Annotated in this window: 10 protein-coding genes and 4 pseudogenes; 4 read left to right on the forward strand and 10 right to left on the reverse strand. The window is 59.5% G+C overall.

Features of this window, described 5'->3' with window-relative positions; genetic code table 11:
- Positions 1 to 8: 8 nt before the first annotated feature.
- From B0G83_RS24495 to B0G83_RS24510, 4 genes are read right to left on the reverse strand one after another with little or no spacing between them, the layout of a single operon-like run.
- Positions 9 to 1046, reverse strand: coding sequence for an LLM class flavin-dependent oxidoreductase (locus B0G83_RS24495; RefSeq protein ID WP_105509981.1), 1038 nt, complete (start codon positions 1044 to 1046; stop codon positions 9 to 11).
- An 11-nt stretch (positions 1047 to 1057) separates the two neighbouring features.
- On the reverse strand, positions 1058 to 1981 hold the full coding sequence (locus tag B0G83_RS24500) for a flavin reductase (protein WP_105509982.1): 924 nt from the start codon (positions 1979 to 1981) through the stop codon (positions 1058 to 1060).
- 1 nt (position 1982) lies between these two features.
- Positions 1983 to 2801 (reverse strand): alpha/beta fold hydrolase, encoded by an 819-nt coding sequence (locus B0G83_RS24505; RefSeq protein WP_105509983.1) that lies wholly within the window; start codon positions 2799 to 2801, stop codon positions 1983 to 1985.
- Entirely contained in the window at positions 2770 to 3372 is a 603-nt protein-coding gene (locus tag B0G83_RS24510; protein WP_105509984.1) for an amino acid synthesis family protein, read from the reverse strand. Before B0G83_RS24510 ends, B0G83_RS24505 begins: the two co-directional genes overlap by 32 nt.
- Before the next feature lie 200 nt (positions 3373 to 3572).
- Here B0G83_RS24510 and B0G83_RS24515 point away from each other — a divergent pair, with 200 nt between their 5' ends.
- Positions 3573 to 3863 carry a DUF1330 domain-containing protein gene (locus B0G83_RS24515; protein WP_105509985.1) on the forward strand — a complete coding sequence of 97 codons (291 nt, stop codon included), beginning with the start codon at positions 3573 to 3575 and terminating at the stop codon, positions 3861 to 3863.
- Positions 3864 to 4147: 284 nt separating this feature from the next.
- On the opposite strand, the gene B0G83_RS24520 is transcribed toward B0G83_RS24515, so the two are convergent.
- Together B0G83_RS24520 and B0G83_RS24525 are read right to left on the reverse strand one after the other, a co-directional pair.
- Positions 4148 to 4876 (reverse strand): integrase arm-type DNA-binding domain-containing protein, encoded by a 729-nt coding sequence (locus B0G83_RS24520; RefSeq protein ID WP_258168183.1) that lies wholly within the window; start codon positions 4874 to 4876, stop codon positions 4148 to 4150.
- A gap of 316 nt (positions 4877 to 5192) precedes the next feature.
- Positions 5193 to 5669, reverse strand: a pseudogene (locus B0G83_RS24525) (IS3 family transposase); the annotation flags it as partial.
- Between the two features lie 92 nt (positions 5670 to 5761).
- Between B0G83_RS24525 and B0G83_RS24530 the strand changes: the two are divergent.
- Positions 5762 to 7078: an IS701 family transposase gene (locus B0G83_RS24530; protein WP_105509986.1), complete on the forward strand. Its 1317-nt coding sequence runs from the start codon at positions 5762 to 5764 to the stop codon at positions 7076 to 7078.
- Positions 7079 to 7604: 526 nt separating this feature from the next.
- Here B0G83_RS24530 and B0G83_RS24535 read toward each other — a convergent pair.
- The 3 genes from B0G83_RS24535 to B0G83_RS24545 form a co-directional block, all read right to left on the reverse strand.
- On the reverse strand, positions 7605 to 8750 hold the full coding sequence (locus B0G83_RS24535) for an IS110 family transposase (protein ID WP_105509987.1): 1146 nt from the start codon (positions 8748 to 8750) through the stop codon (positions 7605 to 7607).
- Positions 8751 to 8979: 229 nt separating this feature from the next.
- A complete protein-coding gene (locus tag B0G83_RS24540) occupies positions 8980 to 10080 on the reverse strand; it encodes an IS5 family transposase (RefSeq protein ID WP_105510007.1) in 1101 nt (366 codons plus the stop codon).
- Between the two features lie 171 nt (positions 10081 to 10251).
- Entirely contained in the window at positions 10252 to 10563 is a 312-nt protein-coding gene (locus B0G83_RS24545) for a transposase (protein WP_181157060.1), read from the reverse strand.
- A gap of 59 nt (positions 10564 to 10622) precedes the next feature.
- Here B0G83_RS24545 and B0G83_RS24550 point away from each other — a divergent pair.
- Positions 10623 to 10954 (forward strand): annotated as a pseudogene (locus tag B0G83_RS24550) (transposase); the annotation flags it as partial.
- A gap of 37 nt (positions 10955 to 10991) precedes the next feature.
- Here B0G83_RS24550 and B0G83_RS24555 read toward each other — a convergent pair.
- Positions 10992 to 12317 (reverse strand): annotated as a pseudogene (locus B0G83_RS24555) (IS5 family transposase).
- A gap of 122 nt (positions 12318 to 12439) precedes the next feature.
- On the opposite strand from B0G83_RS24555, the pseudogene B0G83_RS24560 reads away from it, so the two are divergent.
- Positions 12440 to 12571 (forward strand): annotated as a pseudogene (locus B0G83_RS24560) (IS110 family transposase); the annotation flags it as partial.
- Positions 12572 to 12829 lie beyond the last annotated feature (258 nt).

Here is a 12829-nt window from a genome sequence, read left to right on the forward strand (position 1 = left end):
TCACGCCCTCACTGAAAAGCAGGCATCACGTGCTTGATCATCCGTTCGAGCGACGCCTTCTTGCGCTCGAAGCTCATACCCGTGTCGATCCAGAAGGAATACTCGTTGAATCCGAGTGCTTCGTAAGCCTTCAGGCGACCGATCACTTCTTCGGGCATGCCGATCACGTTGTTCTTACGCATGGCTTCCGGCGTATAGAACGGATGAGCGGCCATCTCTTCCTTGCTCAGCGGCTTGATCATGCCGCGGCTGACCGGCCGCTCGTTCTTGAACCACGCGCCGAAGTAGTTGTAGAAGCTGTTCACTTCGTCGGCGGCGATTTGCGCATCGTCCTCGCTACTGGCGACATATGTGTGACGCAGCAGCATGATTTGCGGACGCTTCATGTCGCTGAACTTCTCGCATGCCGCATTGAAGTGACCGACGAGTTTCTCGACTTCTTCGTCGCCGAAATGGAGCGGCGTGACCTGCACGTTGCAGCCGTTCGCCACCGCGAATTCGTGGCTGTTCGGATCGCGCGCCGCGACCCAGATAGGCGGATGCGGCTGCTGAAGCGGCAGCGGCGACGACGTCGTCGAGGGAAATTTCCAGAACTCGCCTTCGTGCGCATAATCGCCTTCCCACAGCTTCTTCACCGCCGGAATCAGTTCGCGCATGCGCTGACCCGCGCCCCATGCGTCGAGGCCCGGCTGCAGGCGCTCGTATTCGAACGAATACGCGCCGCGCGCAATGCCGAGATCCAGCCGGCCGTTCGTGATGATGTCGGTCATGGCCGCTTCGCCGGCCAGCTTGATCGGATGCCAGAACGGCGCAATGATCGTGCCCGTGCCCAGCCTGACGTTCTTCGTCTTGTTGGCGAGGTCCGCGATATTGAGGAACGGGTTCGGCGCGATCGTGAAGTCCATGCCGTGGTGCTCGCCGGTCCAGACGGCGTGCATGCCGCCACGGTCGGCGATCTGGCAAAGCTCGACCATTTCGTCGTAAAGCTGCTTCTGGCTGGTCCCGTCGGAGACGCGCTCCATGTGGACGAAAAGTGAAAAACGCATGGGGTAACCTTTCAGGAAAGAAGCGGGCGGACGGTGCCCTGGCTGTGATCGCCGTAGTACATGCCGTAGCTCTTCAACTGGCTTTCCTTGCGGTAGCGTTCGAGCATGCTGGCGACGGCGGCGTCCTCGAACTGATTCGGGCCGATCTCGTCGAGGCTCACGAATTCGCCCGCAATGGCGGCCTCATCCGGCGCGCTGCAGAGAAACGAGATGTACTGGTAATGGGTTTCGGTATTGTTGTACGCCGCGTAAATGAAACTCGCGGACGCGTCCGGTTGGTATCGGGCGAAGAGATCGGCGAGCGCCTTGTCGGCACCTTCCTTGCCGATTTCTGTCGAGGGCAGAAGCCATTTGTTGTCGGCATCGCGCGTCAGCAGCACTTTGTCGTCGCGCGCGATGATCGCGCTCACGACAACCTTCGGGCCGGCGATCACTTCCGCCGATACCTTGGCGGGCGTGAAATAGCCACCGCGGTAGTAGCCGAGGCCCGCATAGCCCGCCGAATGGAATGCCTCGACCTTCCCGACAATCAGCGCGTGGTCGCCGGCGTCGATCACCGCGTGCGTCGTGCAATCGAACCACGCGCTTACCTCGCCGATCAGCGGATTCTTGTTCGCACTTAGTTGCCAGTCCACGTCGGCAAAGCGGTCGTCGCTCGGCCGCGCGAACGTGTTGGACAGATCCTTCTGATTCTCCGCGAGAATGTTGATCGCGAAGTGTCCCTGCGTGGAAAACGTCTGGTAATTGCTCGACGTCTTCGCGATGCTCACAAGCAGCAACGCGGGGTCCAGCGAAACCGACGAGAACGAATTCGCGGTGAAGCCGAGCGGCTTGCCGTCGGCGAGCACCGTGGTCACGATCGTGACGCCAGTCATGAACGCGCCGAATGCGTCGCGCAATTCACGAGGATTGATGCTGGCGGTCTCTTGGGTCATGTCACACCTCTGAAGTCAGCGGTTCGGTGAGAGGCTCAGTTTTCAGCCACGCGAGGAGGGCGCGATTGACTTGCCCGGGAGCGGTCAGATTCACCATGTGGCGCTCGTCCTGTATCACGACAGCCTGGCCGCGGTGCGCAACGCCCGCCATCCGCTGCGTCATATCCGGCGTCGAGTTCGGATCATCCGAACCCGTGAGCACGAGGGCCGGGCAGGCAATCGTGCGCCATCCGTCGGCATACACCTCGTCACCGCGTGCGAACGCTGTGTACGCCGTGGCGTAGGCCGCGAGATCGACCGACTTCAGCCAGGACTCGACCTTTTGCGCGGCGCTGCGTTGCGCTTCTTCGGCGTTGAACCAGCGCTTGAGCGGGGTATCCACGTCGATGGTGCCTGAGCGCAGTTCGGCCGCGCGTTGCAGCACCGCGTCACGAGCTTCGACAGTGCGGCGATACACGCCGTTAAGCACGGCGACGCGCTTCACCAGATCGGGTCGCGTGACGGCCGCGCCGGCGGCGATCAGCGAACCCATGGAGTGACCCGCCAGATTGACGGGGCCGGCGTCCAGCGCCTCGATGAATTCGATGGCCCACGCCACGAACTGCTCCAGGCCGGCGTTCGCGGGAAGGGCAGAGCTTTCGCCGTGACCCGGCATATCGACCGAAATCACTCTGAATCCTGCCGAGAGCGCTTCGATCTGCGGATACCAGGCCGCCGCCTGCATGCCCACGCCGTGAATCAGCACCAGCGGTTCGCCGGTGCCCTGTTCGAGGTAGTGGGCAACGCGATTATTTGACAGATGCAGGGTTGTTGAGGTCATGTCCGAGTTCTGCCAGATCTTTATAACGGTCGCCAATGCGGTGATGCGGACGGCCGCCCGTTGCGCCGCCGATTGCGATGACCAGTTCGTCCGCTGCCGGTGCGTCGGGAATCGAGAACTGGAGCGTCAGGTAGTGCGAACGACGGCCTTCGTCGTTCTTGTCCATCATCGGGATCAGCAGCGGTGCGTTGGCTGTCCCGCGCGTGTTGTTGAACGCCAGATACGACTTCGCGCCGACCGCCGAGCGATAGATGTTGCCGAAGTGCAGCGTGTGGATCAGCGCGGACGCATGTTCCATCTCACCGCTCAGACCGACGATGGCGCTCTTGCCGAACGCTTCCACCGCTTCGCCCGAACCGGCTTCGTCGAGGATCAGTTTGGTGAGGTGCTCGCTCAACTGCGGCGCGATTTCGCGGATGGCCGGCGACAGGTCTTCCACATAGCCCCGGCCTGCCCACGGGTTCTTGATGACGGCTGCCGCGCCGATCATCTTGAGCGGCCTCGCGGCGGCTTTGTCGCCGTCCACGAAGACTGTCTCGACATGAAGGATGGATTTGCGAATCAGGCTCATGGAGAGGTTCCTAGCTTCGGTTATTGATGTGGTGTATTGTGGTATGCCATATGACGGCCTACCATGCGTGTTAACCCTCGCGCAGTTTTGGGGCAACGTCAGGGACAATCGCGCTAATTGCGGCTCAGCCATAGCTGACGGGGCTTGGCGGGCAATGCCGACTACCGGTGGAACGACTTTTTGAGGATGGAGGAGGAAAGATGGCTGCTTATTGGATTGCTCATGTCACCGTGCTCGACCCGGTGAAGTACAAGGACTACACCGACATCGCGCCGCTCGCGTTCAGGAAATTCGGGGGCGTGTTTCTGGCGCGTGGGGGCGCGTCGAAGGTACTCGAAGGGGAGCCGTTCGAGCGTCACGTGGTCATTCAGTTCAGCGACATGGAGACGGCGCTGGCTTGCTACGACTCGCCTGAATATCAGTCGGCGAAGGCGAAGCGCGAAGGGCATTGCAAGGCGCAGGTGTCGATCGTCGAAGGGTTGGAGGGGTGAGGTTCAATTACCGTTCGTGCGTGGTTGATCCGTTTGAGTAACTTCTCACCCTGTCCCGCGTTTCGCTGTATTTTCTTTTTAGATGCGCCGCGTGCCGGGGTGTCGCAGTGATGGTTCAGAGTGGGTTTCCGTCAACGCGCCACGTTAAGATCCCATCGAATTGGCATCCTAAATATTTGACATGTATTAAATGAGCAAAATTTTGACATGACGTGATTGATGTCAGAGCTTCATTCCATATCCTGTTGTCGTGTTCTGCGTAGGCTCAGTGTTGGGCATCCTGTTCAGTGCGTCGGCGACGAATACGACGCGTACGACCGGGATGACGATGCGGAGGCAGCGCGGACGACCCTCTGGAATTCAAGCGTTGGCCGCCGAGGCGCCCAAAACCGGCGCAAGCCTATCCTGCCATCTCTTGTTTTCGGTGCATTTTTTGTGGCCTGGAGTAAACGCCGTGCGCAAAAGTCTGTCACGTTGCCGCCAACATATTGCCGTGCTTTGGTCGCGAGGTTGGGCGCGTGAGAGGCGATCGTTTCGAGTACCGGTTTGACCTCTGGCGTCGCAAGCGTAGAGATAGGCTTGTTGCGGAGTGCGGGATTCAGATACTCACGGACAACAAACTCTGCCTTCCGATAGGTTTCATCTGCCCATTCCTTGCGTTTGAAGTCGAGCCAGCGCTGCGCGACGAGGTGGAAGGCGCCTTCGGCTACGCGTTTGCGGGCCGTGGACTCCGCCCGGCGATGCTCGACTGGATTGGTTCCTTCGCGTACATGATTTCGCGCGGTAGTGGCCGACCGTCGCGCGTCAACGAGCGTGATATCGGGGTAGGGGCCGAGGCTGAGGAGGTTTTCCTTGCCTGTGCTAGGTCGTCGATAGCGGAACAGCCAGGTCTTGGTGCCGTTCGGCTGGACCCTGAGGGTGAGTCTGTTTTTATCCGCGAGAAGATAGGAACGGGCGCGCGCTTTGGCGGCACGGAACGCTAGCTCTGACTTCGGTTCGACGCGTCTGGGCATGGGTGTGCCCCCGAATCTGGTATACGCAAAAATCGTCGATGTCAGTGGAGCGCAAGGGATCTGTAGAGGACAAAAAACCCCGTAAGACGATTAATCTTACGGGGTTTCTCGAACTACTTTCGGCTTAAGCCGGAACTACTTGTGGTGCCCAGGAGAGGACTCATGTTCGTCTTATAGCATATTGAGTTTAAAGGATTTTTTGTTGTTCTTCCTTCGTAGCGTACTCATTGATGTACTCATTTGCGGCGGGCTTTAAATTCGTGCCATTTTTTGCGTAAATACAACGCTGGGGTTCGACGTTACAGTGATGGTTGTGGCTCCCACGGTCCGAATGATGAATCAGGCCTTTCTCGGGGCGTTTGTTGCGCACAGCACGCCACAGAGCTTGCGCCGTGAGTCCTTGCGTCATGCGCTCACTCATGGCGTATCCAACCAACTCACAGGTGAAGACGTCCTTAATGCCGGCGACGTAGAGCCATCCCTCGTCGGTGGCACAATAGGTGATGTCTGTCACCCAGGCTTCGTTTGGCCGCGTTGGCGCGAACGTCTGGTTCAGCAGATTATCGGCGACAGGCAAGTTGTGATTCGAATTCGTCGTGGCTTTGAATTTGCGCTTCTGCTTACACCGCAGATTGAGCTCTCGGCGCCGGCGAGCGATGCGGTCGCGGCCGGCTATAAAGCCTTGTGCCTCAAGCTCAGGCTGCACGCGTCGCGTGCCATAGGTCTCGCGGCTCTGCTTGTGCACAGCCTTGATGGCGACTTTCAGGCGTTCATCAACCTGCGCACGTGGAGACAGCTTACCTTTAGTCTGACTGTGTCATAAAGAATATTCGCAGTGGCGTGGTACCTGGTACTATTGAATAATGCAAACTCCGGGCGATCGCGATGAGAGAAGATGTCGACGAATTTGATTCGTATCTTAACCATCTGACGCAGGTATTGGGTCACGCCGATCGCCATGCCGGCCTCAAGGGCTACTGTTCGGGCCTGGTATTGCCGTTGTCACGCAAGAGTGTCGAACCGATGGCCGCGCATATTGACCCACTTCACGCGAGTGCGAAGCACCAGTCACTCCACCACTTTGTGGCCAAGGCAGAATGGTCTGACCGGGCTGTCTTGCAGCGGGTGCACGAATGGGTGATGCCCGCGTTAGACGCGCACGCTGCAGAAGAAACCGGCTACTACTGGATCGTTGACGACACAGGCTTTCCAAAGAAGGGGCGTCATTCGGTCGGGGTGACACGTCAGTACTGTGGGCAACTCGGCAAACAAGACAACTGTCAGGTCGCCGTGAGCCTGTCGATTGCGACGCAACGCGGCAGCCTGCCGATCGCCTGGCAGCTGTATGTCCCCCAGGAATGGATTGACGACCGGGAACGAGCCCGTCGTGCGGGCATTCCCGACGATCTGGCCTTCGAGACCAAGCCCCAGATTGCGCTGGCCCAACTTCGGGAGGCTATAGCATCCGGCGTTGCACCGGGCATCGTGCTGGCCGATGCTGGGTACGGCGACGAAACCGCTTTCCGCGATGGCATCACTGAACTGGGTTTGTTGTACGCGGTAGGGATCCGGCCTGGCACCTCTGTGTGGGCGCGCGGTACGGCGCCACTTCCGCCCAAACCCTGGAGCGGGCGCGGCAAGCCGCCGACACTGTTGCGCCGTGCACCCGGCCACGAACCGCTCGCGGTGAAGGAACTGGCCATGCAATTGCCCGTGAACGCCTGGCAAACCGTAACCTGGCGGGAAGGCAGCAACTCAGCACTTTCCTCACGCTTTGCCGCCGTACGGGTTCGTCCCGCACATCGCGACTACTGGCGAAGTACCGTTCGCGACGAAGAATGGCTGCTCATTGAATGGCCTGACGTCGATGCGGAGCCACTCAAGTACTTTTTCACTACCGCCCCTGAGGAGGCGACACTTGAGCAGCTCGTGTTCGTAACCAAGATGCGCTGGCGCATCGAGCGCGACTACCAGGACCTGAAACAGGAGTTCGGACTCGGCCATTACGAAGGGCGAGGCTGGCGTGGCTTTCACCACCACGCCACGCTGAGTATCGCTGCATATGGGTTTCTGATGGCTCAGCGACTCAGGATGCGCTCGGATGAACGCGGTAAAAAAAACGTCGCTGAACGCACGCTGCCTTCCCTTCCCCCGGATTACATCCCCCGGGGCAGTCCAGCGCGCTCAACGTCACGTTCCTGATTCCATAACTACGTTGCGCATCCTGCTTGGACTACGGCTCATGCGGCGATGGCACTCTTCCTGGGTAGCGAAAGACCACACAACAACTTATGTGACACAGTAAGATTTCTATGGGGAGTTGGTAAGTCAACCCCTTTTCGATGAGCTTTCCAATAGGTCTTGCCTCCGTTTGATAGAGTCAGGTTATCCACCGCTGGTCAGCGTCGCGATCCTAACACTCGAACCGCTGACCAGCGGTGGATAACCTGCTGTTTGCTGAGCGTATAGAATTCAGTCTGGAATCCTTTGCATCAGGCGAGTCATTAAAACGTTCGAGGTCGGAGTTTCTGACATCCGGGCGATTGCCCCGGGCCAACTTCTATCCGTGCCGGCGCGAGGCCGGTCACCACATACCGCATGCGCAAAGCGCTGGAACCACTCCGTTACCAACGTACCCCATCTAGAACTACGGTCACCGTCAGGGCAACCCACTTACTGTCCGGGCACGCGAACCTTTTTCAATCCTGCCTGACTGTCGTCGCTCAGGTTACAGCGCCGGTGTTGCCGCCGCTTTGAGCCTTGCTCCTGCCGGAATCTCGCCATGTTCCAGATAACGCCATAGTGCGATCGCGAGACGGCGCGCAAGCGCGACAATGCCAATGCGTCGCGAGCGCTTGCCAGCTCTGCCAAAGCGCTGGTTGAACCATTTACTCATCTCGCTGACCGGCTGGAAGCGTAGCCAGCTCCAGGCGAGCTCCACCATCAGCCACCGCACCCGCTTGTTGCCCGCCTTGCTGATACCCTGCTCGACTTCACTGGTGCCGCTTGCATAGGGCGTCGGTGCCAGACCCAGACAGCCGGCGAGTTCGCGGCGATTGCGAAACTGCCGCCATCCGAGCAGCTCCTTGACCAGAGTCCATGCACTGCCTGTGCCGATGCCCGCCAGTCGTGCCAGCACTGCGATGGCCGGTTGGTCGCCGTCGCGCACCTGATGAGCCTGCATTGTCTCAAGCGACCTGATCTGCCTGGCGACAAGAGAGAGCCGCTCAAGCTCACGTTCAATTTCGGCGCGCAAACCTGGCTGCAGCTGCGCGGCGTGCGCTGCCCACCAGTCCACCCACGTGCGCCCACCAATGTGTTCCGTGCGCAAATTGTGCAGCACCAGCAGCGAGCGGATCCGGTTGCTGTGAGCGGTGCGCTCCTGCCGCAGCCTTCCGAGCTCACGGTGTACGCGGCGCTCATCTTCCTGCTCGGGGCTTGGGATGCGCGCGATCGCCCACAGCCGCCTTTCACCAGCGTAGTATCGCATGAGCATCGACAGCAACCTCTCAGCGTCAAGCCGGTCGGTCTTGGCACGCCGTGCCCGCCGGCTAACCTCGATGCTTGCAGGGTCCACCACCAAATTGGCAATGCCATGTGCGCTCGCCCAGCGGTGCAGCCAGAAACCATCACGCCCCGCCTCATAACAACTGCGCACCGGCGCGTCGTTGCACAGATGGCAGCGCGCCTTTGCTTTGGCAATCGCCTTCAGGACTGCCTCGGTATCGCCTGCGCTCACAGTACACTGGCTCGGGGCGCGAACTCCATCTCCCAGTGCAAGCCTCCAGCTTCTATCGCCTAACTCGAAGGCGACATACAGCGAGCCGATCACCTTTGAATCTTGCCCACCACGGGCCATGTCCGGTGCGTTCATTTGCGTGCTCCTACGAAGAAAACGGATGACGACTCCGTTTTACTCCACCGCCTTCGCCTTCGCTGCCCTCATAGTATCTAGCAGGCCGTTGAAGTACCCGTCGCTGATGCGTTCGGATGCATCACGTCCAGTGGTGGGTTCGCACTTTTGAAAAGCGGAACGTGTTTTCGGGCATTCGATGTTGCTCGCGCGTTCACGATATCGTGTTGCCCATTGCCTTCTCGCCCCCTCAACCCGCGAGTGTGCGCATACGCGTCAGGTTGTAGCCGACCTGAGTCAGCACGAAGAGCTGGTCTACGCGTTCCAGTCCCCGATACATCGCCTGTCGAATTCGCCCGACTGTCTTGCCCCATCCGAACACCTGCTCAATACACTTACGTTTTTGCTGGCTGACCGCGTAACCCGGCCAACGCGTCGTTCGCTCGTCAATTGCTGAACCTCCTGGGCGCCCATCGTTTTGCGCCACATGTGGCGTGACACGATTCGCTCGACAACTGCCGACGAAGCCGGCGGTGTCGTAGTTCTTGTCTGCGCCGACCGTGATGGTGCGCGGTGCAACACTCGCGGCATCGGCAAGCATCTGTTCGGCCGCGTCGCGCTCGGCGGTGCCCGTCGCCAGCGTCACCTGCGCGTTGACCACCAGGCCGTGCCGGTTATCGGTCAGCACGTGACCCATATAACAAAGCATCGCTCCGGTTCCTTTGCTCTTGCGAAACAGGCGCGCCTGCTCGTCCGTCGTCGATAGGTGCGTCTCGTTGCTGCGTTTCTGTCCGTGCCAGTTGTCATTCGGCGTGGGCGGTTCGTCAGGGGGCGTGTCAACATCGTCTGGATTTGCCTTGGGCACAAAGCTCTTGTGCCCGGCCCATGCCTGAATCAACGTGCCGTCGACGCTGAAGTGTTCCCCAGATAGATACCCGCGCTCGCGCGCGGTCTCGACTGTCTCGTTGAAGAGCAACACCAGCACGTCGTGTTCGAGCAACCGGTCGCGGTTCTTGCTGAACGTCGAGTGGTCCCACACGGTCCCGTCCATCGGCAGGCCGACGAACCACCGGAACAGCATGTTGTAGGAAATCTGTTCCACCAGCATGCGCTCGCTACGAATTGAGTACAGCACTTGCAGCAACAAAGCTCGCACCAGCTTCTCCGGCGCGATGCTCGGGCGGCCTCCTTTCGCGTCAACCTCATACATTCGCGCGAACACATTGTCCATGCGTTTTAGCGCGTCATTGAGCCATGTGCGAATCGGACGCAACGGATGCTCCTTCGGCACAAAATCGTCCAGCTTCAACACCGTGAACATTGACTCGGTAAAACCATCTGGCCCACGCATCCGTTCCATCTCGCTCTCATTGATGACATCAGTTCAACGTTTACACCTTCGTCCCGGATGACCAATACACGAGGTATTTCACCAGCCTGTTAGACCAGGCATAGAAGCCGCTGCGCGAAACCTTAAAGGCACGGCACAGGACAGCAATCGGATAATCGAGTCGCATCGTATTCATGACCGCGTATTTGGCAGCGACTCCTGCGCAAAATACGCTGCCGCTTTTTTTACGATATCTCGCTCCATCTTGGTCTCCGCCAGTTCCCTACGTAGTCTGGCTACCTCGGCTTCTAATTCGGCAACCGTACGACTGCCTGGCGCCGTCACGGCGCCATTGCCAAGCTTGGCTGCTTTGACCCACGTGGCCAAAGTCCCCATCGGAATGGCAATTCGCTTCGCCGCTTCATCCAGCGTCAGGCCCTGTGCAAGCACAAGCTTTACAGCTTCTTCACGAAGCTCTGGTGTGTATGTTCTTGGTTTCGTCATCTGTGCTCCCATTGATAAAGTTTATCAAAAAGGAGTGTCTTAAAAAATCAGGCTACCTCATTGAGGACCGGTTGGCCGAATACGACCGCGCGATCAGGGAGATCGCGCGTGAGGGCGAACGCAGCAAGCGACTCATGCTACTGCGCGGCATCGGTCCGACCACCGCAAGCGCATTGCTTGCGAGCATCGGTGCCGGACATGATTTCAGGAACGGTCGCCAGGTGGCTGCATGGCTTGGCCTGACGCCCGGCCAGCACGCAGCGGCGGCAAGGCGCGGCTGGGCAGCATCACGAAGGCAGGCGACGCCTACCTGCGCAGCCTGCTGGTGCTCGGGGCGCGCGCCGTGATCGCCAGTCTCGGCGAGAAGCAGGACCGGTTCAGCCGCTGGGTAGTCGACCCTGAACAATTCGCTTTACCAGCCGCTCAGCTCATGCTGTTGAGAGAGTGGCAACGGTACGGTTGAGCAAAGAAGCGATAAGAACGAGGGCATAAAAAAGCCGCAGCTTTCTGAGGATCATCCGCAGGTTGTGACCTGCGCCGCACAGCACCGCGTGCACCGCATCGCCCAGTGCGCCTGTGAGCCAGTTCCGATCCAGTCTTCCGTCTGTCTTCATGTGGCCGATGGCTGGTTCGATTGCGCTGCGCCGCCTGATCATCGCCCGTAGTGTGCGTGTGATGCCACGCCGCAAACCCGGGTGGTAGATCTTCACGCCGTCGACAGCGACGCCTTTGTAACCGCGATCCACGATTGCCACGTCGGGCTTCGCATCACTCAGGATCCCGGCCTGTTCCAGCGCTTCAGCCAGCGTATGCCCATCGTACGGATTGCCCGGCATCGAGCGCATGCCGACCACCAGCCCTTCCTTGTGGGTCGTCGGGATCGACACTTTCACGCCGAACTCGTAAGGGGTGCGTGCCTTGCCCTTGGCCAGACACTCGACTTCCGGCGCATGCAGCGCATAGAGCTTGTTTTTGTCCTTCGGCTTTTGCGACAGGATGCGCTTCGTGCGAGCAATTAATTCCAGCAGCGCCGCTCGGCCGCTGTCGCCCACCTGAGCGGCTTGCCGTTCCACATCGCGCATCACCCGGCCGACCCGGGAGCGCAGCGTGCGCAACGACTTTCTCATCCTCTTGAACTGTTTCGCGTGCGCGTAGCGGCCGATCTGCAATGCAAGCCGTGGAGCTTCGCGGTTGTAGTTCTGCCTGAGCTTCAGTCCGTGCCGCGCAGCTGCCTTGACCAGATGTTCACGGCACCGCTCAAGCAATCGTGAATCGGTCGGATGGGCAATCGCTTTCTGCATGACCGTGGTGTCAACGATCACGCGCTTCACGCTCGACGCCTTGATCACACCGGCGCGTTTGGCTGCCTCAATCGTTTCGGCCAGCAGTTCCTCAACGCCGGCTTCGCCCAGTCACTTCCTCCAGCGCGTCAGGCTCGACGGATCGATTGGGGGCTCAGTCTGCAAATAGGTTTCGCCGGTGAACACCTGCCAGTACGGGTTCTCCACCCATTGCCAGACCACCTCTTCGTCGGACAGGTCGAACGCGTGCTGCAGATACAGCAGCCCGGCAATCAGGCGCGGCGACGTTGCCGGTCGCCCCTTGCGCGACACGAAGCTCTCGCTCATCGATGCGTCCAGCCGCTCCCAGTTGATCAGCTCGGCCAGTCGCACCAGCGGATGCTTCAGGTTGATCTGTTCGCGCAGCGGTTGCCGGAAGAAATCTTGTTCCGTCACAGGCGTCTTCGGACCCATCTGCACCTCGTCAGGATTTGCAGGATTCACGCATCAATATGCCAGGTCTCTGCAATTCCCACAACACCATTTCGGCACCAAAGCCATGCCATATAAGGCTCACCGGATTGTTCAGGCTCGACTGGGTACGCAGCCTGGTGGAACGCCGCGGCTACTGGCGTGCGGCAGTCGCGATTGCGGCCAAGAATGCGAGAATGGCTTGGGCAATGCTAAATTACGGCGAGGATTTCAAGCACGAACCGGCCGCAGCGTGAAGTCGTCGCGCCTGACCAAACACCGACGACCAACGATAGTCATCATGAGCGGATAAACGATCACTTTGCACTGCCAGCGGTGATGTGAAGCGGGTTGGACCCCGCGCAAGGCATACCTGTCAGAGAAACGGGGATTTCTATCCCGCCCAACGAATGAGGTCCTTGCGCGCGTCTTTCATCAGGGTCCGGGCCAGCGGCCCAACATGACCGGTTGTAGAGCCGCAGTCCTTCACCTTCTCACATGCACTAGCGCGGCAT

It is taken from the genome of Paraburkholderia sp. BL21I4N1 (assembly GCF_002973525.1).
In the GTDB taxonomy this organism is placed as follows: Bacteria; Pseudomonadota; Gammaproteobacteria; order Burkholderiales; family Burkholderiaceae; genus Paraburkholderia.

Bases quoted from the DNA above. Each gene is read 5' to 3' on its own strand.
- B0G83_RS24510 (WP_105509984.1), bottom strand. From the start codon at position 3,372: ATGAGCCTGATTCGCAAATCCATCCTTCATGTCGAGACAGTCTTCGTG.
- B0G83_RS24505 (WP_105509983.1), bottom strand. From the start codon at position 2,801: ATGACCTCAACAACCCTGCATCTGTCAAATAATCGCGTTGCCCACTAC.
- B0G83_RS24520 (WP_258168183.1), bottom strand. From the start codon at position 4,876: ATGCCCAGACGCGTCGAACCGAAGTCAGAGCTAGCGTTCCGTGCCGCC.
- B0G83_RS24495 (WP_105509981.1), bottom strand. From the start codon at position 1,046: ATGCGTTTTTCACTTTTCGTCCACATGGAGCGCGTCTCCGACGGGACC.
- B0G83_RS24515 (WP_105509985.1), top strand. From the start codon at position 3,573: ATGGCTGCTTATTGGATTGCTCATGTCACCGTGCTCGACCCGGTGAAG.
- B0G83_RS24500 (WP_105509982.1), bottom strand. From the start codon at position 1,981: ATGACCCAAGAGACCGCCAGCATCAATCCTCGTGAATTGCGCGACGCA.
- B0G83_RS24535 (WP_105509987.1), bottom strand. From the start codon at position 8,750: ATGAACGCACCGGACATGGCCCGTGGTGGGCAAGATTCAAAGGTGATC.
- B0G83_RS24540 (WP_105510007.1), bottom strand. From the start codon at position 10,080: ATGCGTGGGCCAGATGGTTTTACCGAGTCAATGTTCACGGTGTTGAAG.
- B0G83_RS24530 (WP_105509986.1), top strand. From the start codon at position 5,762: ATGAGAGAAGATGTCGACGAATTTGATTCGTATCTTAACCATCTGACG.
- B0G83_RS24545 (WP_181157060.1), bottom strand. From the start codon at position 10,563: ATGACGAAACCAAGAACATACACACCAGAGCTTCGTGAAGAAGCTGTA.